A 21,732-nucleotide genomic window follows, 5' to 3' on the forward strand; every position below is an offset into this window, starting at 1 on the left:
CGACGTTTGCCGCAGGCGAGCCTGTGCTTCACATATCAGCGCTTGATGATCGACGTGCTGCGCCGCTGCAGGATCATGCGCGCTTCGTTGGGGGGCAGCGTGCGTATAGCGCCCTCAGCCGGACCAAGATCGACGATCTGGACGTGGAAGGTATGGCTGGGATTGGCTAACTCCGCGTTGTAGGCAAGTTCATCGCGCAGCACATTGGTAATGACATCGCTGCTCAAGCCCTCGGTTCGCGCACGGTTGATCAGCGCGCTGATCTGTTCGGCGAAATCGCGCACGCTGAAAGAGTGGCGCTCTTCCAGGACATCAGGCGCTTCGAAGCGGTGCAAGCAAACCGGGCAACTGATTTCCCGGCCGGTTACCGGTGTTGTCGGGCGCCACTCTGCGCCGCAATGCGGACACCGCAGCATCTCGCGTTCTGTCTGAGTCATCGTCCTCTCCTTATACTGGATTTGCAAGCCGCGCCTGACCTGCGTCAGCGATGAATACCGCCGACGAGCCTTCGCCACCCAAACAATCGAGTGTGAAGTCATAGAAACGCGGCGAGGAACGATACCGACGTTGGGATCGTGGTTTGGGTCACAAGCGGTAGTATAGCACAGAATAGCGGGTAGGTCTACAGGAAAATGAGCGCAAATGCGACATACCGGCGATGTGTGAATGGATAAGCAAGCATGGCAGATAAACAGGATTCCACAATTGGACATACGGCCGGATTTGGGCGGTTTTGAACCACTCGTCGCGTACAATGTCACCCCATGCGTTCAACCGCATGGCCCCACCCACTACCTCGCCAAACATATGCGTGTGATGGTGCGTGACGACGGTGATGAAATACGCACCCGGTTGGGTGTAATCGTATCCCTGTAATCGAATTGATCGGCGGTGGTGTCAAGCGGGGTCATAGAATGTCATGACGTGTTCTCCACGGTTTGGCAGAGTGGCGCAATTGACGTTGGAGAGCAACCGGTTGGGGCATGGTGCACCGTGCTCTTTGGGATTGTCCCACGCGATAGATACCGGGGATAGCTGCGCTTGGCTTCTCGACGACTGCCGGGCTTCTCGTCGAGCCTGACCCTGAAGGATTGTCAGATGCACGGTGAGCGTGGGCTTCGACAGCCTCAGCCAACGTCCGCTGCTCCACGTCCTTGAGTGTCCAGGTTTCGAGTGATCGTATAGAAAAGCGGATGGCAGCGGCTCATTCGCCAGGCAAACCGTTGCTGAATTGATACAAATCTTCCAGGTAGGAAACCTATTGCACTCAGGTTAACATTTAGCGTATAATAGCGTCGCCGCATGACGAGAGGTCAATCTTGAGCAAAACGACTTGCGAGAAGGCGATACCCAAAAGGCATTGACCACCTTCTGGTATGGCATCGATTGTGATCAAAGGAGGAACGCTATGGCACTTGGCGGGTACGCGAACCGAATTGCCCATGTCGATTTGACGAACGGGACGGTGGAGTATCGCGGCATTCCTGAGGATTGGGCACGCAAGTACATCGGCGCCCGCGGGCTTGGGGTGCGCTATATGCTCGAGAATGGTCCGCAGGTGGACCCTCTCTCGCCCGATAACCTGCTCTGCTTCATGAACGGACCTCTGACCGGCACTGAAGCGAATATGAGCGGGCGCATGGCGATCGTCACCAAGTCGCCCCTGACCGGCACCGTCACCGATAGTCACCACGGCGGCTGGTCGGCGGCACGCCTGCGCTGGGCTGGCTTCGACGGCGTATTAGTCAAGGGTAAGGCCAAAGGACCCGTCTACCTGTACGTTCAGGATGGCACGGTCGAGATTCGCGACGCCTCCGAAGTTTGGGGCAAGGGTGTACACGACACCGTCAGGTTCTTCCGCGAGCGCTATGGCGAGAAAGACCTGAGCGTGATCGCCATCGGTCAGGCTGGTGAGAATCTGGTCAGGTTCGCATGCTGGGTCAATGAAGATGATCGGGCTAGCGGGCGCGGCGGCACCGGCTGTGTCGGCGGAAGCAAACTGCTCAAGGCAATCGTGATCAAGGCCCCTAAAAAGATGCCGAAGGCTGCCGACCTCGATGCGTGGAAGCCTGCCCACAAGAACGCTCTGGCAGCCATTATGCACGAGCAGAATATCACCAGCCCGCGCAAGGGCGGCCTCTCGGTGTACGGCACGAACGTGCTGATGAACATCACCAGCACCATAGGCGCTCTGCCGTCAAAGAACAGCATGCTCACTTCGTTCGGACCAGGCGCCGAGAAGATCAGCGGTGAGTACGTCAAAGAGCATATCCTGGTCGATGACCCGACGTGCCACGCCTGCCCTGTGGCGTGCAAGAAAGAGGTCGAGATAAAGGAGGGACCCTGGAAGGGGCTGCGGATGGAGAGCCTTGAGTACGAGCCGGCATGGTCCCTTGGCGCGAACTGTGGCAACGACGACGTCAATACCGTTGCGAAACTGATCGACCTGTGCAACGACTACGGCATGGATGCGATTGAGACCGGTCATCCCATCTCCATCTACATGGAAGCCACTGAGCGCGGCTATACCAATGGCGACGGCGGTATCGCCTGGGGCGACACCATGGCCATGGTTGAACTGGTGCGCAAGATCGCCTTCCGCGAGGGGATCGGCAATGTGATGGCTGAGGGCGCCGATGCGACCGCGAAGCACTTTGGCCATCCCGAACTGGCGATGACCGTCAAAGGGCAGGGTGTACCGGCGTATGATCCCCGCGGTCTCAAGGGCATGGGCATCGGTTACGCCACCAGCAACCGCGGCGCCTGTCACCTGCGCGCCTATACCCCGGCTGCCGAGTTGGGCGTTATGCCCTTTGGCTCACTCAAGGTCGATCCTCTTGCCTGGAAGGGGAAAGGCGAACTGGTAAAAATCTTCCAGGATGTCCATGCGTTCTCCGATAGCCTCGACCTGTGTAAGTTCAGCGCCTTTGCTGAGGGAGTGCAGGAGTACGCTGCTCAGTATGCTGCTATGGTCGGGGTGGAGTTCACGGCAGATGATGTGCTCAAGTCCGGCGAGCGCATCTATAATCTTGAGCGCTACTACAACAACCTGGCTGGCTTCCGCGAAGGCAGCGACTACCTGCCTGCCCGCTTCATCCAGGAGCCTTCGACTATGCCCGGCTCGCAGGGCCACGTCTGTGAACTCGACGAGATGCTCGCCGAGTACTACGCTGCCCGCGGCTGGGAAAACGGTGTTGTGCCCGAAAGCAAGTTGCGCGAACTTGAGATTATTGATTAGTAGCCAGCAGATGAGGCGGGTGCATCATTGCGCTCGCCTCATTGTGTCAACTGAACCACAATGCAAGTAAACTTTTATGCAACGCTGCGCCCGATCGTTGGTGGTCGCACGGTGCAATTTGATGTCGGCGAGAATATAACGGTCCAACAACTTGTTGATGCCGTGGTGATGCGCTTCCCGCGCTTGCGCCAGGAATTACTGAACGATAATGGCGATCTCTACCCGCACGTGCACGTGTTCGTCAATGGGCGCGATGCGCCATACCTGCCTGACGGCGTTGAGACGCTGATCCAGCCAGGTGATACGATCGATATCTTCCCGGCTGTGGCGGGAGGCTGAGATCAATGTTCATCCCGGCAGGAGATCGGCGCTGAAACGCGGCAGACCTGCACCTAGAGCATGTCTGAAGAAGTTGCTTGGGTGCGTGAAGGCAGCGCCTTCACCCTTGCGGCAGACGGTGGCTGAGCCTGTCGAAGTCACCGTCTGCCGCCCCACGCCCTTGATTGTCCGGGTTTTGGTTGATCGCTCTATGAGACGCGCACTTCCTCGCCCATCCGCGCTACATTGTAGCCGCCCAGCGCCTCAACGGCGCTGCGGTACGTCGGGTCGAACAGCATACGCCGCAACGGCGCTAACAACTCGCTTTCCCAGTGACGGCGCGGAATGGCCAGTTCGTAACATTCGCTAAAGAGCGGGATGAAGGTCAGTCCAAGCGCGCGCGCAGCGGCGCCGATCCCGAGACCCACATTCGCCGCGCCGCTCTGCACCGCAGCAGCAACCGCCATATGGGTGAACTCCTCACGCTGGTAGCCTGCAATTGCGCCGGGGTCGATCCCCTCCTGGCGCAGGTGGTAATCGAGCAGTATGCGCGTGCCCGATCCGCGCTGCCGGTTGACGAAGCGCACACCCGGCCGCACCAGGTCTCGCAGACTGCTCAGACCAAGCGGGTTGCCCGGCGCCACGAGAAAGCCCTGATCACGGTATGCGAGGTGAACCAGCACGATCTCCTCGTCAGGCAGGAGACGCCGCACATATGAGATGTTGTATTCACCTGTTTCCTCGTCGAGGAGATGCACGCCGGCAAGGTGAGCATCACGGCGTTGAAGCGCCATCAGGCCGCCCAGACTGCCCACATTGGCGGAACTGAGGCGTCGGCCCGCTCCGGCGCGCCGCAGATGGTTTGCCAGCAGATCGAGAGCCAGGTCGTGGCTGCCGATGGCGATGATCGTTGACTCGATTTCGGCCGGATCGCGGAGAAGTTCGACCATCACTTCGGACCCGGCGTGGAGACCTTCGGAGAAGCGCGGAATACGCGCAACCCCATCGGCGCGCACCAGTGACATCACCACCCCCGCGCCTCGCATCAGCGGCGCCGCAATCAGGCGGCCATCCACCCGGCCCAGGGTGACGCGCACGAACTCATCTTCCCCCAACGGCGAGAGGAGTTTCCGGCTGATCGTGGCGGTCACCTGAGGACGAGGCGGCGGGGTAAGACCCTGGAGGCGGTAGAGCAGCGGACGCAGGAACAGGTCAGCCGTGAGCGCCGCCGACACAGGGTAGCCGGGCAGTCCCAGCGCCGGCTTTCCTCCTGCCACACCGAGAATGACGGGATGACCGGGACGAATGGCCACGCCATGGACGGCCACCTCGCCAAGATCGGCAAGCACGGTCGCGGTGTAGTCCTCGGCGCCGGCTGACGAACCGGCATTGATCACAATCACATCGTGATCGGCCATGGCACTCGTAATGGCGGCGCGCAGCAGGTCTTGCCGATCAGGCACAGGGGGCAGGCGCGTTGCCTGGCCGCCCCACTCCTCAACCATGCCGGCAAGGATCGGGGAATTGAACTCGATAATCTCGCCGGCGCGCATCGGCTGACCGGCCGCCTCGCGTGCAGCGACGGCTTCAGGAGTGACCAGCTCTGTGCCGGTAGGAATGATTGCCACCCGCGGGCGCCGCCGCACGGTAACGGTTGCATGACCGGCGGCAGCGATGGCGCCCAGATCAACCGGGCGCAAAGGCACACCTTCGGGGATAACGAGTTCGGTGGCGACGATGTCCTCACCAAGCGGACGCACATGCTGCCAGGGCGCCACGGCAGCGGTGATCGCCACGGTTGCATCATCGAGCGTCTGAACGTGCTCAGCCATCACCACCGCATCGGTATCGGGCGGCATAGGATCGCCTGTATCGACCCAGACGGCCTGGCTGCCCAGTGTGAGGGTCAGCGGCGAAGACTCGGTAGCGCCGGTCGTTGCAGCGGCGCGCACAGCGATGCCATCCATGGCTGCGGCGTGGTAGTGGGGCGCCGAGCGGGCCGCCCACACCGGCACGGCGGTGATGCGACCACGCGCCTCAGCCAGAGGAATGGTTTCACTGTCTAGAGGATGAATCCCGCCAGCACGCTCAATTGCCGCCTCGAAGCGGGCTATCGCCTCATCCAGGGCGCGATCTTCGAGATAGTAGCGTCGTCGTGACATATGATTTCTATCGTACTCTCCTGACAATCATCAGTCCGGCGCCGCACCCAAATCCTTCGCTCAGAACAGTGCAACCTCAACGGCATCGCCGGCATAGAGACCGCTCAGGTCGAGGGGAACGCGCACCAGACCATCGGCATGGGCGAGGGTATAGATCAGGTTCGATTTACCAAAGACCGGCTCGGCGTGCAGCACCCCGTTGCGTCGTTCAAGGCGCACCGGTACGAAATCCTCACGGCCAGGCTTCGAGGCAATATTGAGTGTCAGCACTGCCTGGATGGTCAACAGGTCGGTCTCAGGCTCGCCCTGGAGTCGCCGCAGCGCCGGAGCAACAAACAGGCCAAAGGCGATGATCGCCGAGACCGGATTGCCCGGCAAGCCAAAGACCGGTCGCCCGCCGGCTACAGCGATAATGGTGGGTTTGCCGGGGTGAATAGCCACCCCATGCACCAGCACCCCCGGCTTGCCCAACGCTTCGATCACATTGACCGTATGATCCCGTGTGCTGACCGAACTGCCGGCGGAGAGGACGAGCAGATCGGCACCTTCGAGCGCGGTGCGCGCCATCTGCTCGAGTTTGACCGGATCGTCGGGGGCAATGCCGCACAGCACTGGCTCGCCGCCAGCACGTCGCACAAGAGCGGCGATGGTATAACTGTTGATGTCGCGCACCTGTCCCGGCGCCACGTTGGCGTCGGCGGGAACTACCTCGTCTCCGGTAGCAAGGATGGCAACACGCGGGCGGGCGACGACCGGGACGCGCACAAGACCGACGCCCGCCAGACCACCGAGGTCCTGCGGGCGGAGACGGTGGCCACAGGGAAAGAGCGCATCGCCGCGAGACACATCTTCGCCGACCGGGATGACATTCTCGCCGACGGCCACGGGACGAACCACTTCTATCGTGGTGGGGTCGAGATACTGGGTATTCTCAACCATCACGACGCTATCACTGCCGGAGGGAAGCATACCACCCGTATGAATGAGCGCCGCCTGCCCGGGACCGACGGTGAATTCGGGCGCGCGACCCATCGGCGCCTCGCCGCAGAGCGTGAGGTATGCCGGGAGGCTCTCGCTGGCGCCGTATGTGTCAGCAGCACGCACGGCAAAACCGTCTACGGTAGAGCGTGGAAAGGCGGGCAGATCGACCGGTGAGCGTAATTCCTCGGCCACTACCCGGTCGAGCGCCTCATGGAGCGGAAGCGACTCGTGGCGTAGTATGGGAGTGATGTGGGCACGAAGACGAGCGTTCGCCTCTGCTACGGTCACAACCTGAAACAGCTCAGGCATAGGCACTCCTGATGGTGTTGGGATAATTACGCATTATTATACCATCTGGAGCGCAGGTCGAAGGCGGGGAAAGCGGGAAAGACAAGGGACGAGAGGCAGAGATAGGAGCGTTGAGCGTTAAGCGTACCCCAGGCGCACCATCGCATCACGGATCACATCGGCGCAACGCGGCGCCCGCTCGGTGTGGGTCGCAGTGCGGGCCTTTTTTCGCTTTATAGAGCGATTAAACAAAACCTGGACGATCAAGGACGTGGAGCGGCAAACGATGGCTTCGACAGGCTCAGCCAACGTTTGCCGCTCTACAGGCGCAAGCGTGTTTGTCCAAGTTTGGATTGATCTTCCTATCAGGTCTCGGTTCTCAGTTCTCAGTTCTCGGTTCCCGGTTCTCAGTCCTTGCAGAAAATCAGGTACCATGATGACATCCCGATTCCTTATACTACCATTCAGAGACCATGATCCCAGACACCATCCTCTCCGGCGCAACGATCTATCCCATTGTCACAGCGCCAATCACTCACGGTGCGATTGCCATCCACAACGACCGTATCCTCGCGGTGGGTGCGACGGATGAGATTGAGGCGCTGGCAGGCGCGTCCACACGCATTGTGCGTCTGCCGCCCGAGTACGCCGTCATCCCGGCATTCCACGACTCGCATCAGCATCTGTTGAGTTATGTCCGTAGCCGCACCCGCGTGGCGTTGTGGGATACAACCAACATCCCGGCAGTGCTCGAGCGACTGCGCGCGGAAGCAGCGCGACGATCGCCTGGTGAATGGATCGTCGCAATAGGGCACGATCAAGGGCGATTGGCGGAGCATCGCCATCCGACGCTGGCGGAACTCGATGCCGCCGTTCCCGCTCATCCGCTCCTGATCTATCGCGCGTGCAACCACGTGGCGCTGGCAAACTCGGCTGCTCTGGCGCGCGCCGGCATCACTGCCGCCACACCCGACCCGACAGGCGGGCGGGTTGAGCGCTACGAGGACGGAAGACCCAACGGCGTATTGCTCGAAGCGGCAATAGCGCTGGCAGCGTGCGCCGTCGAGGCGCCAGCCACTAATTGGCGCTCCGGTGTGCAGGAAGCGGCGCATGAGTATCACAAACGCGGCATTGTCGCGGTCGGCGAAGCGGCGCTTGGACATATCGCCGGTTTGCACGACCTTGCAATCGTCAATGAAACCATTCGCGGCGGCGGAGCAGGGCTGCGGATGTATGTTCTGGCGTATGGCGCCGTTGCTGAAGCGATGCTACAGGCAACGGAAGCGGGCGAGTCGCATGATGCCTGGCGTGATGACCCATGGTTGCGCTTTGGGGCGATCAAATATTTCGCCGACGGGACGCTCGGCGGTGGAACTGCATGGCTCAGCGAGGGGTATGGCGATGAGCCGGACAATCGCGGATTTCCGCTCGTATCGGCGGAAGAACTCGACGCGCAGGTGCTGCGGGCGCATCGCGCCGGTTTCCAGGCGGCCATCCACGCCATCGGCGATGCAGCCGTCGCAATGGCGCTCGATTCGTATGAGCGCGCGCTCACCGCACATCCGCGTCTCAATCATCGTCATCGCATCGAGCATGTCGAAGTCGTGCATGCCGGGCTGCCGGAGCGCTTCGCGCGCCTGCGGGTTGTCGCCGCCATTCAGTCCTGCTTTACCTGCTGGGAAGAGGGTGATGTGACACGGCTGGGTCCCGAACTGACACCGTGGGGACATGCCTGGGGCGCCTTGCACCATGCTGGGGCTGTGCTTGCCAACGGATCGGACAATCCGGTGTTGCCGGATTTTGCGCCGCTTCAGGGGATCGCAGCAGCGGTGACGCGCAAGGCGCACAATGGTCGCATCATTGCCGCACATCAGGCAATCGGTTTGATGGATGCGTTACGTAGTTACACATGGGGCAGCGCGTATGCCGCCTTCGCCGAACACGAGCAGGGTGCGCTGGCGCCGGGTATGTACGCCGATATTGCCGTGCTCGACCACGATCCGGCGCGCGTTGACCCGGAAAGGCTCGCCGACCTGGCAGTGATGATGACCATTGCCGGCGGCAGTATGGTGTACGAACGATAATCTATGTGAGCAAAACAGATGCCGCGGACGCTTCTTAAAACATCACTCCGTTACATCCTTCGCCATCCCTGGCAGTTTGGTCTGGCAGTGCTGGGGGTCGCGCTTGGCGTTGCCGTGGTCGTATCCATCGATCTTGCCAACGATAGTGCACGACGGGCATTTCTGCTTTCAACCGAGACGCTGACCGGACGCGCAACACATCGGATTGTCGGCGGACCATCGGGGATACCGGAAGAGGTCTACCGCCGGTTGCGGATCGAACAGGGAGTGCGCATAGCGGCGCCGCTGGTCGAAGGAGAAGCCGTGGCGCCGGATCGCAGCGGGTTGACGCTGCGTATCCTGGGGATCGACCCGGTCGTGGAAGCGCCGTTCCGTCCATGGCTGGCTGACGCGCCCGGCGCGGGCGCTGCGCTCGACCGCACGCCGTCGGCGCAGGAGGGATGCCAGGGATTTGGGTGCTACGGATTGCTGATGACACGCCCTGGCGCAGCCCTGCTGTCAGCAGAGACGGCGCGTGAATTCGGCATTACCAGTGGCATGCGCCTGCCGCTCATGATCGGCGCTGCTACGGTTGAAGCAGAGATTATCGGCGTGCTGGAGCCTGCCGATGACGCCAGCCGGCGCGCACTCGACGGGTTATTGATCGTCGACGTCGCCACGGCGCAGGAATGGACAGGAAGCATCGGCAGATTGAGCAGCATCGACCTGATCATTCCCGAAAGCGCTGAAGGAGAAGCGATACTCCAGCGCATAAGCGCGACATTGCCATCCGGAGTGCGCATCGAACGTCCTGAGCAACGCAGCAACGCGATCCAGCAGATGACGGCAGCGTTCGAACTCAATCTGTCCGCCCTCAGCCTGCTGGCGCTGGTTGTTGGCATGTTCCTGATCTACAACACCATGACATTTTCGGTGGTGCAGCGGCGCACCATGCTCGGCACGCTTCGCTGTGTCGGCGTGGCGCGTCGCCAGATTTTCGCGCTGGTGCTGGGAGAAGCAGTGCTGATCGGGTTGATCGGCGCACTGGCGGGTCTGGCGCTCGGTGTGGCGCTTGGGCGCAGTCTGGTTGGGCTGGTGACACAGACGATCAACGACCTCTACTTTGCGGTGACAGTGCGTTCGGTTGAACTATCGCCCGGTGTGCTGCTGAAAGGATTTGTGCTCGGCGTGGCGGCGACGCTGGCAGCGGCAGCGGTTCCGGCGACAGAGGCGACGCTGACGCCGCCGCGCACAGTGCTGCGCCGCTCGTCGTATGAAGAACGGATGCGGCGGGCTGTACGCACAGCGGCGCTGGTCGGCGTCGTGCTCCTCCTGATCGGGCTGGGGTTGCTTGCTGTGCCAGGGCGCAGCCTGACATTGAGTTTTGGCGGGTTGCTGGCGCTTACCATCGGCGCAGCCGCATTGACGCCTCTCGTAACGCAGGGTCTTGCCAGCGTCATCCGACCGATCGCTGGACGTGTCTTCGGGCTGCTGGGGCGCATGGCAGCGCGCGACATTGTGGCATCGCTCAGCCGCACGTCGGTTGCCGTCGCCGCGCTGATGATCGCTGTTTCGGTCACGATTGGCGTCGGTCTGATGGTGAGCAGTTTTCGCACGACGGTCGAGCGCTGGCTGGAAAACACCATCCGTGCCGATATTTTCGTTTCTGCGCCTAGCGCGCGCGGCAACCGCCTCGAATCGCCGTTGCCCGACGAAGCGATTGCCCGTATTGTCGAAGCGCCAGGCATTGAACGCTACCGCCGCTACCGCAGCGCCACCATCGAAAGCGGCGTCGGTCCGCTGTTGACGATAGCACTCGATGTTACCCCGGCGGATTACCGGGTCTTCCAGTGGGTTTATCCCGTCGATGAGTCTGCGGTCTGGCAGGCGTTCGCCGGCGGCGCGGCGTTGATCTCGGAACCGCTGGCATACCGCCACAACCTGCGTCCTGGCGATACGCTAACGTTACTGACTGATCGCGGCGAGCGGCAGTTCCCGATTGCCGGCGTCTTCTACGATTACGGTAGCGACCAGGGCGTGGCGATGATCGATCTCAGCGTGTACCGGGAACTGTGGGACGATCAGGCGCTCTCGTCACTGGGGTTATATGTTGCGCCCGGCGTGGATGTCGATGCGCTGGTGCGCGATCTGCGCGCGCAGATGCCGCCTGGTCTGGCGGTCAATATCGTCTCGAACCGCGGGCTGCGGGAAGCGTCGATGGCGATCTTTGATCGCACATTTGCGATTACCGCAGTGCTGCAAATGCTGGCGACAATCGTGGCGTTCATTGGCATTCTTGCCGCGCTCATGGCGCTGCAACTCGAACGGGCGCGCGAAATGGGAGTGCTGCGCGCCAACGGGTTGACGCCGCGTCAATTGTGGGGGCTGATCGTCGGGCAAACCGGGTTGATGGGATTATTTGCCGGAGTGCTGGCAATTCCGGTCGGGGTTATGATGGCGGCAGTGCTAGTGTATGTCATCAACCGTCGCTCGTTTGGATGGACGCTCCTCTTCGAGTTGAACGGCGCACTCTTCGGGCAGGCGGTAGTGGTGGCGGTCGTAGCGGCGCTGCTTGCGGGGCTGTACCCGGCATGGCGCATGGGTCGCACCTCGCCGGCGCTGGCGTTGCGCGAAGAGTAGGGGTTAGAGCGTAGCATCGGGGGCGTTGGCGAAGAAATTGGCAATGCTCGCCTAGATCGGCAACGTTGGGGAAGCCAGGACTCCGGTTGGCGGAATGGTATCGACGGTCTGGAAAAGTTCAGCAACAGGGTCTGGCTCGCTGCACACCAGCGCATCGCGTTCGGCAGGGCGAACAATCCAGTATTCCGGCACGGCTGCGCGCGCATATGCTCTGCGCTTGATATCGAGGTCCTGCTCAGAGTTCGATGGCGAAACAACCTCCACGATGAGGTCTGGCACGCCATAGATGCGCCGATCATGGATGATGCCCAGGTGCGTCGTCTGAACAACAAGAATATCCGGCTGCACCGGATCACAGCCGGGCATAAAAACCCCGATCGGCGCCCACAGGGTGACGCCGAGGTTTAGATCGTCAATCTGAGCAAAGAGCGCACGCACAATCTGGCGAACGATCCACTGATGAAATGCGCTGGGCGCAGTCGTCATATACAGGACACCATCGATCACCTCATAGCGATTGCCGTCATCGGGAAGCTGTTCCCAGCGCTCACGGCTCCAGTCGGCGCGCAGCGATCGCAGCACGCGATCAGGACCGGCATGCACGATTGTCATTGCACGTCTCCCCCGTTGAACGTAAACGCCAGCGCCGATTGCAGAGTCGCCGCCGTGCGCATGCTGTGCAAATCGGCGCCCAGACTGATGAGCGTCTGCGCCACCTCGGAACGGATACCGGCGACAATCGTTTCGGCGCCCATCAAGCGCGACGCCTGCGCCACCTGGAGCAGCGCAGCCGCGACGTGACTGTCGATGACGGCAACCCCGGTCACATCGATAATCAGGATGCGCGCGCGGGTGCGCTCAAGGGACTGAAGCGCCGAAGCCAGCAACCGCTGGACCCGGCTGGCGTCGATACTTCCGATCAGCGGAATAACCAGCGTATCGTTGCGGACAGGAATGACCGGCACCGTCAGATCGGCGATCATCTGGTTCAGGCGCTGTTGCGCGCGCAGGCTTTCCTCTAACCGGGCAACGACTGCGTGTTGTTCATCGGCAAGTTGGCGGTAGGCGGCGGTGCGCTCCTCAACGCGCGCCTCGAGCGTTGCGTTGGCGACTGCCAATTGCCGACCGGCTTCCTCCGCCTGTCGGCGCGCCTCATCAGCCGCATCGAGCGCCGAAGACAGACTGCGCGCTCCGATGAAGGAAATGAAGGCGCTGACAACCAGCAGGACGGTAAGATGCGCGGATGCCAGGTTGAGATTGATCGCAGTGCGGGTTGCTGCGGGAACGCCTGCCAGAACGCCTGCGACACCGGCAAGGCATAGACCGAGAACGACCCATATCTGACGCGGAGGCAGCAACACGCTTGCCAGCAAAACGCTGATGAGAAGATAGAACATGCTGAACGGCGAGTTTGGATTGAGAAACACACCGCTCAGAGCGCCAATTCCGCTGACGACGATTAGCACATATGCCCCAGCGCTCACAAACCCCTTTTTCCCAAGCATTGCAGCCGAAGCAAACACCAGCACCGCCAGCCCAAGGTTGACGAAGCGCCCCACCGATGGTTGAAGCAGGGTCAATCCCATCCCGACACTCAACAGAAGCGCAATCACGCCAAGTGACAGTGAGACCAGAATGCGCCCGCGCCGCCGGTCATTGGGGGTACGGCCTGAGACACTGGTCAGGGAGGATAGCAGACCGGTCATTCCATTGCCCTCCGGTGCGTGTCGGATCGAACTGCGATGATGCACATTGAGTGCGATTGTATCATGGATTGTTATAGGTGGATAGATGGGTACATGTTCAGAGTCGGGCAACTCCGCTTCCGGGAGCGCAGGCATCCCGTTGGCTGCGACAGGCTCAGCCAACGGGACGTTCCCAGTGCGCAGGCGTCCCGCCGGCAAAGGCAGGCTTCGCAACCGAAGCCCGCGGCTTCAGCCGCCGGGCGCAGCGCGCATGCCGGATTATTTTGCAAATGTTCATAACCCATGCGCAGAGAGATGGCAATGCCGCCTCGCCTGACAACCTCATTGCCTCGTTCCTCTTGCCTGCTTGCGGTATAATAGTTGCGTTCCGGTTCCGACATCCGACACTGCTACGAGAACGCCATATGAACAGCAGCCGCGAACGCATGCTAGAGCGCATCCGCGCCAGCCTGCGCACCACACGACCGTTTCTGGAGGCGGAGACGGCGCGTGCACCACACGCCCCACCGCCATTCGTCCATCCAATCACGCACGACGACCTGGCGCAGCAATTTGCCGCCGAACTGGCGAAACTCCAGGGCTATGCCCACCTCTGCGACGACGACGAAGCGGCTCTGGAAACTATTGCCAACATCCTCGCTCAGCACGAGGCAAAGGAAGTCATTACGTGGGATCTGGAGAAGATCGACCTGCCAGGGCTTGCCGATCTCCTCCAGCAGCGTGAGGCGAAGCGACTCGACGGACGGATCGCAGGCGAACCGATGCAGCGGGCAGCGCTGCTTCAGGCGCACGAACGCGCACCGATATGTATTGCAGGAGTCGACGCTGCCATCGCCGAGAGCGCAACGCTTGTCGTCCACAGCGGCAAGGGACGAGCACGCATGGCATCGTTGCTCGCGCCGGTGTTTATTGCCGTGGCGCGCCGCCCCCAGTTCGTGCGAGGACTGGGAGAGGCTATCGAGCGCATCAAACAAACGTATGGCGAAGTGTTTCGTGACGCCAGTGCGTTGACCCTGATCACCGGTCCGAGCCGCACCGCCGACATCGAACTGACGCTGACGCTTGGCGTACACGGACCTCGTGAGATTCATGTGGTCATTATCGGGTAGCCCTGGCGCTCACGGATTCCGAAGCTGCGGGGGGGCGTGGCGCCGTTACGCTTCCACCTTGACCCCGCGCCAGAAGGCGATATACCCGGCGATGCGACGGGCGGCATCTTTGGGTTCGGGATAGTACCACGCCGCGTCGCGATTCACGGCGTCATTGACAACAATATCGTAGTAACTCGCAACGCCTTTCCAGCTGCACACCGTATGGGTTGCGCTATCGCGCAGATATTCGCGGTTGACCGAATCAGGCGGAAAATAGTGGTTCCCTTCAACAACAATAGTTGCATCGCTCTCGGCAATCACAACGCCATTCCACACGGCGCGAGTCATAGACCGTCCTCCCTGAAAGAAATGTTCCTGAACGACTCAATAGTCCAGCATGCTATAATTTCAGTACGTAGCACAGCAGAGAAGAGATCTCATGCCCGGAACTGTGACACGCTCCAGCCCGTTCGGACTGGTGAGCGGCATTCTGCAGCAAAAGAGCGACCTGACGCTGGTGGTAACGCCGGCCAACCCATTCGCTCCCGAAGCGCGCAAGGGGCAGATCCACATCGTCGTCGAAGCCGACCAGGACGTATCGCGTGGACGTGACGCCTGTTTGCTTGTGATTCGCACAATCCGTCGGGTCTTTTATGAAGATCCGTCGTTCTCCGTCACCTCCTCGCTACGCAAGGCGATCCTGGCGGCTAACCGCACGCTCTATCAGCAGAACTTCAATGCGCCGCCGCAGAAACGGGCAGTTGTCGGGCTGACATGCGCCGTCATCAAAGATCGTGATCTCTTTATTGCCCAGGTGGCGCCGGCGCAAGCGTATGTGATGGCGGAGGGTCGATTGCGCGCACTGCCTGCCAGTGCAGAATGGGGTGGAACATCCATTCCGTTCCGTTCCCGCGCGCTTGGCGCCAGCCTGACGATTGAGCCGGATCTGTACCGCGCGGTGTTGCATCCTGGCGACGGCATCCTGATGTGCACAAGCAACCTGTCGGATCTGCTCTCGCGCGACGATGTCACCCGCTTGTTGCGCGCCGCAGAACCGGAAGACACCATCACCGACATTACTGAATGGTGCCGTCATCATCAGATCACCGATGCTCACGGGATTGTCGCCATGACGTTTGCACGGCTCAGTCCTGCCGCTCAGGCGTCACCGTTCAGTGCAACGGGGGTCAATGAACGGGCGCGCCTGGCGCTCAGCGGCGTCGCTGAACGACTGGCGCGCGCAGGCGCCGACATCGTGTGGTTGTTGCGCGGTCCGGCTGAACGTGAAGCGCGCCGGCGCACCGAAGTAGCGCGTGCGCGGCTTGCGGAAGAAGAACGTCGCCTGAACCGTCCCTATGAAGAGCCGCCGTATTCCGCCGAGCCGCCTCCGGCGCCACGACCGCTCAATCTGGGTGAGCCGTTGCTGAGCGATACGAACCATCGCTCAGCATCCACTGCACGTTCGTCTCTGCAAACGCCGGTTGCCCCCAGCGCGCTGCTCGGAGAAGTCTCGTTCCGTGACGCGCCAGCCCCGAAACGGGTGATCGACCTGAGCGACACACCGGTGCAGGAAACGTTCGGTTCCCGCATGCGGATGAAACGACCAGGCACACTATCGTCGTCACCTGTAGTCGAAGGGTTTTCCAACCCCTTTGCCCGCTTTGGCAGCGCGATCACGCGGCGATTGCGGCCACGCCCTGGTCCCCCGCCACGCGCGCTGCCCCGCCAGCCCCATGCGGCCGGCCTCAGTTACCGGCGGCAAAGCCCGCCATTTCCCTGGTTGCTCCTGTTGCTGCTTGTCTCGTTCGTCAGTCTGCTCATCCTGTATGGCACGACGTTGAGTCGCGAGAATGCACTGCGTGAAACAGAGAACGTCTTGGCAGAAGCCGAACAGGCTGTGGCCGCCATTCGTGATGCGCCCGATGAGGCAACTGCACAGGCGCGTCTGATCGAAGCCGAAGAGGCGCTTGCGGCGCTGCGCAGTTCGGACCTGATCACGGCAACGACGGCGAATCGCCAACGCTATGATGAGTTGATGCGCGAGTACACCCGAGCGCTGGCAGCAGTACAGAAACAGACGTACTTCGAGGACCTGACCGAGGTCACACGCCATCCGCTGCCGGGAGGTCTGTTCGATACGGTGATTGTCCCTCCGCCGCCGCGTACTGTGACCGATACATTATCCTTCGGCTCGATCTACATGCTCGACACGAATGCGGGCATTCTCTATCGCGCACCACGCACCGGCGGAGCGGCGCAACCGTTCCTGCGCCCCGAAGACGTCATCGGTCCGATAAACGTCGGGCGAGTGCGCGCCGCCGCGTGGCGCATCGACAACATCGTGGCTGTCGCGCAGAGCGGTGAGAGCGGACCGTTTACATTCTACTTTCGCAGCGGCAATGAATGGCGTTACAGCCTCCTGGCAGGCAGCGAAGAATGGGGGCGCGTCGGTGAGCGTTTTCGCGCGGTCAACTATGAGGGAAATCTGTACGTCCTCGGTGCATCGCGGAATAATGTGCTGCGCTACCTGAGCGGCGAGTATGGCTCATTCCCGCTTCCCTGGATTCAAAACGATGGTGGACGATCCATCGAAAGCGCGATCGACCTGGCGGTCGATGGCAAGATCAATCTGCTCATGCCAGATGGTCGCGTCTTGATCTTCGCAACGAATAGCGCCGGTGAACGTGCATTCGAACGAGAGATCCCCATTCCTCAGGTTCGCCCGCCCCTGGTGACCGCTGCACGCTTCTTCGTGACGGGTCCGCCGGATAGCGGATCGATCTTTCTGGTCGATAGCTTCAATGGTCGTATTATTCAGATTGATAAACAGACCGGCGAGTTCGTTCAGCAGATCAGCGCCCCGCCAGATAGTCCGATTACGCTCGATCAGTTGTTCAGCGTCTTTGTTGATGAGAGCAGCAGCCGACCGGTGCTATACATGGTTAATGGCGGGCAGATCGTGCGCGGCTCACTGCCTGATCGTCCCCGTCCCTTTCATGGATCGGTCACACCGGCGCCAGAAACCACACCATAAGCGACCTGCGCTCCGCAAGAGGTCTCATCTCGATGGAATCAGCGCCAACGACATCGGCGTCTCATACCGTCAATCCATTGCGCTCAGGCATGCGTATGCAACGCACGCCGCCGCCATGCACCGTGGTGATCTTCGGCGCCACCGGCGATCTGACGCATCGCAAACTTATTCCTGCACTGTACCATTTGCAGCGTGAACGGTTGCTTCCACCCGGCTTCAGCGTCGTCGGGTTCGCCCGACGCGACTGGAGCGACGATTATTTTCGCGAGTCGTTGCTCCAGAGCGCGCGCAGGCACTCCCGCTCCGCAATTGATGACGATCTGTGGCGCGGTTTCGCCGACGGATGCTCCTACATCCGCTCCGCCTTCGATGATATGCGAGGATATGCCGAACTCGCCAGGCGCCTCGAGCAACTCGATAGCGAACGCGGCACCGGCGGCAACCGCCTCTTCTACCTGGCGACGCCGCCGGAAGCGTATGGCGAGATCGTGCAGCGCCTTGGCGCAAGCGGCCTCAACCGGTCGCCCAACGGCGGATGGACGCGCATCATCATCGAAAAGCCGTTCGGTTCAGACCTGACGAGCGCCAGGACGCTTGACCGCACAGTACATCAGGTATTCGAGGAGCAGCAGGTCTATCGGATCGATCACTACCTCGGCAAAGAAACGGTCCAGAATATTCTGGTCTTCCGCTTCGCCAATGGTATTTTCGAGCCGCTCTGGAATCGCCGCTACGTCGATCACGTTCAGATCACAGTGGCGGAAAGCGTCGGCATCGAAGGGCGCGGCGGCTACTACGACCGCACCGGCGCCTTGCGCGATATGGTGCAGAACCATCTGCTGCAATTGCTGTCGTTGACCGCGATGGAGCCGCCAGTTGGTTATCGCGCCGATGCCGTCCGTGATGAGAAGGTCAAAGTGTTACGCGCCATCCGTCCCATTGAACCGTCTGCGGTTGGCCAGGCCACCGTGCGCGGGCAGTACGGACCCGGCGCCGTCGGCGGCGTACCGGCGCCCGGTTATCGGGAGGAGCCGGGGGTGGCGCCAGACTCACTGACCGAGACCTTCGTGGCGCTGCGACTGTACATCGAAAGCTGGCGCTGGGCCGGGGTGCCGTTCTTCCTGCGCACCGGCAAACGCCTTCCCAAACGCGCCAGCGAGATTGCCATTCAATTCAAAATGGCGCCGCTCATGCTGTTCGAGAACGGTCCGCTCAGTGGTATCGAGCCAAATGTGCTGGCGATCAACATCCAGCCCAACGAGGGAATCTCGCTCCGGTTTGACTCCAAAGTGCCAGGACAGTCGAACATCATTCGCCCGGTGATGATGGATTTTCGCTACAATGCTGCATTCGGCGTCGAGTCTCCCGAGGCATACGAACGATTGTTGCTCGACGCTATGCTGGGTGATTCGACCCTCTTCATCCGCAGCGATGAGGTTGAAGCTATGTGGTCGCTGCTCGATCCGGTGATCGAGGGATGGTCCGCCACAACGCCGCCGGTTTTCCCGAACTATGCCGCCGGAACCTGGGGACCGGCGAGCGCCGATGAACTGATTGCGTCGGTCGGCGCACAATGGAGGCGATTGTGACCGACATGATCTCCACGCCATCGGTTGTTCTCGCGCAGGTTGACGCCGGCGCCATCGAGCGCGAACTGGCGCGCCTGTGGAACGCAGCGATAGAGGCGGAACAAGGAAGCGGAGCGGCGCTTATGCGCGCCTGTCTGTTCAACCTCGTCGTCCTGACCGATACGGCGCACGTCTCGCACATAACCCCTATCGTCTCCCGATTGACGGCGCTGCGCCCCAACCGCGCCATCGTGACGGCGCTCGCGAGCCAGGAGGCGCCAACGACGACTGAACCGCGCCTGGAAGCCTGGGTGCAGACGCACTGCGCCCTCATCGCGCCCGGTCGTCCACAGGTGTGCGGTGAACAGATCACCATCATTGCGCCGCTGAATACCGGGATGCATATTCCAGGAATTGTGCTCTCCCTGCTGGAGCCGGACATGCCCGTGGTCATCTGGTGGGCATGCGATCAGGCGCCTGGCGGAACAGTACTGGCGCAATTGCAATCTGTTGCGGATCGTCTGATTCTCGATACGGCGCGCATCGATGGCGCCGGAGCAGCGCTGCAATCGGCGCAAACCCTGATCGGCGCAGATATGGCAGTCGGTGATCTTGCGTGGGGACGGTTGACAGTGTGGCGCGAACAGATTGCTCAACTCTTCGATGCACCGCCTGCGCTGCAGCGGTTGTGGTCACTCGAACGAATTGTGATCGAGCATGGAGCACGCGGCGTAACGGCAGCGCTGCTCCTTGCCGGCTGGCTTGCCGCGCGCCTCAACTGGCGATTAGCGGAGGGACACGAAACAGGTATGACGCTCAAGCGACTCGATGGCGGCAAGGTTGTTCTGGAGTTCACCAGGGTCGAGACCGAAGCAGCCGATAGTCTGACATCGGTCACGCTCCTGACGGCCGACTCCCGGTTTTCCGTAACCCGCAGCGCGTCTGGCGATCACCTGACCGCATGCACTATCATTGACAACCTGGCGCCAGTTGAGCGTGCAGTCCATTTACCGCCGCTCGACACCGCCGCTTTGATTGTCGATGAACTACGCCTGGCGCGGCACGATCCCATCTACGAAACAACGCTGCGCCAGGCGCTCGACCTGGCGGAACGTCTGCCTACGCCAGCGCCTGAATGACCATTTCGATGATCCGGTATGCCGCATAGACCCCAAAAATGGTCACAACAACCACCGGAATCCACACCGCCCCCAGAGTCACCAGCCGTTCCGCCCCACCCGCGCGTTCAGGAACAAACCCGGGAATAATTTGCTCCTGCGTTGACCGCATGCCGCCAAAAAGCGTCACCAGACCGAGTGCGGCAAATGCCACTGCCGACGCAATTGCGATAAGCACCCCAAGGAAGAACATGGCGTCCCTTTCCAGTACGCTGAAGCGCAAATTTGCCTGCGACGAACTTCCGCCACTGGCGTCAGGTATAGACAATCCGGGTCGAACAGACCGGTGCGCACGTTGAGCCGCGCACCAACAATTCCGTTGGAAGGATATGGTGAATCGGCTCACTGTCCTCGTCATCGAGCGCCGCAACCAGCATTTCGGCAGCCAGGCGCCCTTTTTCTTCAATCGGTTGATGAACGGTTGTCAGCGGCGGCAGAGCGCGTTCGGCTTCCGGCAGATCATCGAACCCGACAATCGACAGGTCTTCCGGCACGCGCACACCCTGCGCCCTGGCTGCTTCGAGTATCCCAAGCGCAGTAATATCGCTCATCACCACAATTGCCGTCGGCGGCGTCTCCGACTGCCAGAGCCAGGTGAATGCCTCGACCCCGCCTGCGCGACTGGTTGGCGCTGCGATGATCTGAACATCCGGGTCATTAATCGAGCGCCCATACGCCGCCAGACCGTCGCGATACCCGGCGAAGCGCGCTGCCAGCGTGCCGGTGAACTCCTCGTACCGCTGATGCCACGACTCCAGAGAGACAATTGCAATCCGTTGGTGGCCAAGACTCAAGACGTGCAGCATTGCCGCGCGGGCGCCCTGCCGATCATCGACATTGATCGATGGAACATCGTGCGGGGCGTCGCCATCGACCATCACAAACGGCACGTGCCGCCGCCGTAGTTGCTGCACCTCGCCGCGATCGATTTCCAGACCGACGACAATAAACCCATCGACAGTCGCGTGCGGAATGGCTTTGAGCATCGACCCCCACAGCGGCGGCACGAGCATCAGCGTCATGCCGGCTGTGCCGCACACGGCGCCAACACCGCGCAGAAACAGCGGAAAGAAAGGGTTTGCCATCGTCGCGGCAATGTCCTGCGGCAGCAGGACACCCAACGCATTCGTGCGGCGCGTCGTCATGCTGCGGGCAATCGGGTCAGGCGAGTATCCCAGACGTTCAGCAATTGCGCGAATGTGATTGACGGTTGCCGGCGAGAGTTGTGACGGATCGTTGAACGCAAACGACACAGCCGTCTTCGAGACGCCCGCTTCCTTCGCGATCTGACTGATCGTGATTTTGCGCTGTGCTGTGCGTTTCACGCCCATACAGAACCCTTTATCGCATCTATCGAAGGGAGGAAGTTAAGAAAAGATGTAGTCTCTTTGCAGGTGTAGTGTAGCATAGCAGGTTACAACACGCAACGTGATATTTCGCACAAAGTGGAAACGGCAGGTTGCAG

16 protein-coding genes are annotated in these 21,732 nt (G+C 61.1%); 8 read left to right on the top strand and 8 right to left on the bottom strand.

Annotated elements, in window-relative coordinates:
- Positions 1 to 35 precede the first annotated feature (35 nt).
- A complete protein-coding gene (locus tag AC3EA7_RS11020) occupies positions 36 to 437 on the bottom strand; it encodes a hypothetical protein (RefSeq protein ID WP_488614103.1) in 402 nt (133 codons plus the stop codon).
- A 971-nt stretch (positions 438 to 1,408) separates the two neighbouring features.
- On the opposite strand from AC3EA7_RS11020, the gene AC3EA7_RS11025 reads away from it, so the two are divergent.
- Positions 1,409 to 3,238, top strand: a complete 1,830-nt coding sequence (locus tag AC3EA7_RS11025) for an aldehyde ferredoxin oxidoreductase family protein (RefSeq protein WP_488614104.1) — start codon at positions 1,409 to 1,411, stop codon at positions 3,236 to 3,238.
- A 60-nt stretch (positions 3,239 to 3,298) separates the two neighbouring features.
- Complete coding sequence (locus AC3EA7_RS11030; protein WP_488614105.1) at positions 3,299 to 3,577, top strand: ubiquitin-like small modifier protein 1; 279 nt, start codon at positions 3,299 to 3,301, stop codon at positions 3,575 to 3,577.
- Between the two features lie 188 nt (positions 3,578 to 3,765).
- Here AC3EA7_RS11030 and AC3EA7_RS11035 read toward each other — a convergent pair whose 3' ends face one another.
- Together AC3EA7_RS11035 and AC3EA7_RS11040 are read right to left on the bottom strand one after the other, a co-directional pair.
- Positions 3,766 to 5,718: a molybdopterin biosynthesis protein gene (locus AC3EA7_RS11035; RefSeq protein WP_488614106.1), complete on the bottom strand. Its 1,953-nt coding sequence runs from the start codon at positions 5,716 to 5,718 to the stop codon at positions 3,766 to 3,768.
- A gap of 60 nt (positions 5,719 to 5,778) precedes the next feature.
- A complete protein-coding gene (locus tag AC3EA7_RS11040; protein WP_488614107.1) occupies positions 5,779 to 7,008 on the bottom strand; it encodes a molybdopterin molybdotransferase MoeA in 1,230 nt (409 codons plus the stop codon).
- A 452-nt stretch (positions 7,009 to 7,460) separates the two neighbouring features.
- Here AC3EA7_RS11040 and AC3EA7_RS11045 point away from each other — a divergent pair, with 452 nt between their 5' ends.
- Complete coding sequence (locus tag AC3EA7_RS11045) at positions 7,461 to 9,071, top strand: amidohydrolase (RefSeq protein WP_488614108.1); 1,611 nt, start codon at positions 7,461 to 7,463, stop codon at positions 9,069 to 9,071.
- An 18-nt stretch (positions 9,072 to 9,089) separates the two neighbouring features.
- Complete coding sequence (locus tag AC3EA7_RS11050; RefSeq protein WP_488614109.1) at positions 9,090 to 11,690, top strand: FtsX-like permease family protein; 2,601 nt, start codon at positions 9,090 to 9,092, stop codon at positions 11,688 to 11,690.
- Positions 11,691 to 11,741: 51 nt separating this feature from the next.
- On the opposite strand, the gene AC3EA7_RS11055 is transcribed toward AC3EA7_RS11050, so the two are convergent.
- A complete protein-coding gene (locus AC3EA7_RS11055; protein ID WP_488614110.1) occupies positions 11,742 to 12,302 on the bottom strand; it encodes a Uma2 family endonuclease in 561 nt (186 codons plus the stop codon).
- The gene (locus tag AC3EA7_RS11060) at positions 12,299 to 13,558 is read right to left on the bottom strand and encodes an STAS domain-containing protein (protein ID WP_488614111.1); all 1,260 of its coding nucleotides are present in this window, start codon (positions 13,556 to 13,558) and stop codon (positions 12,299 to 12,301) included. The genes AC3EA7_RS11055 and AC3EA7_RS11060 overlap by 4 nt, the downstream gene beginning before the upstream one ends.
- A gap of 242 nt (positions 13,559 to 13,800) precedes the next feature.
- Between AC3EA7_RS11060 and AC3EA7_RS11065 the strand changes: the two genes are divergently transcribed.
- Positions 13,801 to 14,505 carry a LutC/YkgG family protein gene (locus AC3EA7_RS11065; protein WP_488614112.1) on the top strand — a complete coding sequence of 235 codons (705 nt, stop codon included), beginning with the start codon at positions 13,801 to 13,803 and terminating at the stop codon, positions 14,503 to 14,505.
- A gap of 45 nt (positions 14,506 to 14,550) precedes the next feature.
- Here the strand turns inward: AC3EA7_RS11065 and AC3EA7_RS11070 are convergent, their stop codons facing one another.
- The gene (locus AC3EA7_RS11070) at positions 14,551 to 14,835 is read right to left on the bottom strand and encodes a DUF427 domain-containing protein (RefSeq protein WP_488614113.1); all 285 of its coding nucleotides are present in this window, start codon (positions 14,833 to 14,835) and stop codon (positions 14,551 to 14,553) included.
- A 91-nt stretch (positions 14,836 to 14,926) separates the two neighbouring features.
- Here AC3EA7_RS11070 and AC3EA7_RS11075 point away from each other — a divergent pair, with 91 nt between their 5' ends.
- Genes AC3EA7_RS11075 through AC3EA7_RS11085 form a run of 3 tightly spaced genes read left to right on the top strand, consistent with a single transcriptional unit; the run spans position 14,927 to position 20,228 of the window.
- Positions 14,927 to 17,521, top strand: a complete 2,595-nt coding sequence (locus AC3EA7_RS11075; RefSeq protein ID WP_488614114.1) for a hypothetical protein — start codon at positions 14,927 to 14,929, stop codon at positions 17,519 to 17,521.
- Between the two features lie 32 nt (positions 17,522 to 17,553).
- Positions 17,554 to 19,110, top strand: a complete 1,557-nt coding sequence (zwf, locus tag AC3EA7_RS11080) for a glucose-6-phosphate dehydrogenase (protein ID WP_488614115.1) — start codon at positions 17,554 to 17,556, stop codon at positions 19,108 to 19,110.
- Positions 19,111 to 19,115: 5 nt separating this feature from the next.
- A complete protein-coding gene (locus tag AC3EA7_RS11085; protein ID WP_488614127.1) occupies positions 19,116 to 20,228 on the top strand; it encodes a glucose-6-phosphate dehydrogenase assembly protein OpcA in 1,113 nt (370 codons plus the stop codon).
- On the opposite strand, the gene AC3EA7_RS11090 is transcribed toward AC3EA7_RS11085, so the two are convergent.
- The gene (locus tag AC3EA7_RS11090; protein ID WP_488614116.1) at positions 20,209 to 20,460 is read right to left on the bottom strand and encodes a hypothetical protein; all 252 of its coding nucleotides are present in this window, start codon (positions 20,458 to 20,460) and stop codon (positions 20,209 to 20,211) included. The two genes, AC3EA7_RS11085 and AC3EA7_RS11090, sit on opposite strands and share 20 nt — an antisense overlap.
- Before the next feature lie 61 nt (positions 20,461 to 20,521).
- The gene (locus AC3EA7_RS11095) at positions 20,522 to 21,598 is read right to left on the bottom strand and encodes a LacI family DNA-binding transcriptional regulator (protein ID WP_488614117.1); all 1,077 of its coding nucleotides are present in this window, start codon (positions 21,596 to 21,598) and stop codon (positions 20,522 to 20,524) included.
- Positions 21,599 to 21,732 lie beyond the last annotated feature (134 nt).

Source organism: Roseiflexus sp., from assembly GCF_057785375.1.

Bases quoted from the DNA above. Each gene is read 5' to 3' on its own strand.
- AC3EA7_RS11065 (WP_488614112.1), top strand. From the start codon at position 13,801: ATGAACAGCAGCCGCGAACGCATGCTAGAGCGCATCCGCGCCAGCCTG.
- AC3EA7_RS11025 (WP_488614104.1), top strand. From the start codon at position 1,409: ATGGCACTTGGCGGGTACGCGAACCGAATTGCCCATGTCGATTTGACG.
- AC3EA7_RS11070 (WP_488614113.1), bottom strand. From the start codon at position 14,835: ATGACTCGCGCCGTGTGGAATGGCGTTGTGATTGCCGAGAGCGATGCA.
- AC3EA7_RS11055 (WP_488614110.1), bottom strand. From the start codon at position 12,302: ATGACAATCGTGCATGCCGGTCCTGATCGCGTGCTGCGATCGCTGCGC.
- AC3EA7_RS11040 (WP_488614107.1), bottom strand. From the start codon at position 7,008: ATGCCTGAGCTGTTTCAGGTTGTGACCGTAGCAGAGGCGAACGCTCGT.
- AC3EA7_RS11075 (WP_488614114.1), top strand. From the start codon at position 14,927: ATGCCCGGAACTGTGACACGCTCCAGCCCGTTCGGACTGGTGAGCGGC.
- zwf (WP_488614115.1), top strand. From the start codon at position 17,554: ATGGAATCAGCGCCAACGACATCGGCGTCTCATACCGTCAATCCATTG.
- AC3EA7_RS11090 (WP_488614116.1), bottom strand. From the start codon at position 20,460: ATGTTCTTCCTTGGGGTGCTTATCGCAATTGCGTCGGCAGTGGCATTT.
- AC3EA7_RS11020 (WP_488614103.1), bottom strand. From the start codon at position 437: ATGACTCAGACAGAACGCGAGATGCTGCGGTGTCCGCATTGCGGCGCA.
- AC3EA7_RS11085 (WP_488614127.1), top strand. From the start codon at position 19,116: ATGATCTCCACGCCATCGGTTGTTCTCGCGCAGGTTGACGCCGGCGCC.
- AC3EA7_RS11095 (WP_488614117.1), bottom strand. From the start codon at position 21,598: ATGGGCGTGAAACGCACAGCACAGCGCAAAATCACGATCAGTCAGATC.
- AC3EA7_RS11030 (WP_488614105.1), top strand. From the start codon at position 3,299: ATGCAAGTAAACTTTTATGCAACGCTGCGCCCGATCGTTGGTGGTCGC.
- AC3EA7_RS11050 (WP_488614109.1), top strand. From the start codon at position 9,090: ATGCCGCGGACGCTTCTTAAAACATCACTCCGTTACATCCTTCGCCAT.
- AC3EA7_RS11045 (WP_488614108.1), top strand. From the start codon at position 7,461: ATGATCCCAGACACCATCCTCTCCGGCGCAACGATCTATCCCATTGTC.
- AC3EA7_RS11035 (WP_488614106.1), bottom strand. From the start codon at position 5,718: ATGTCACGACGACGCTACTATCTCGAAGATCGCGCCCTGGATGAGGCG.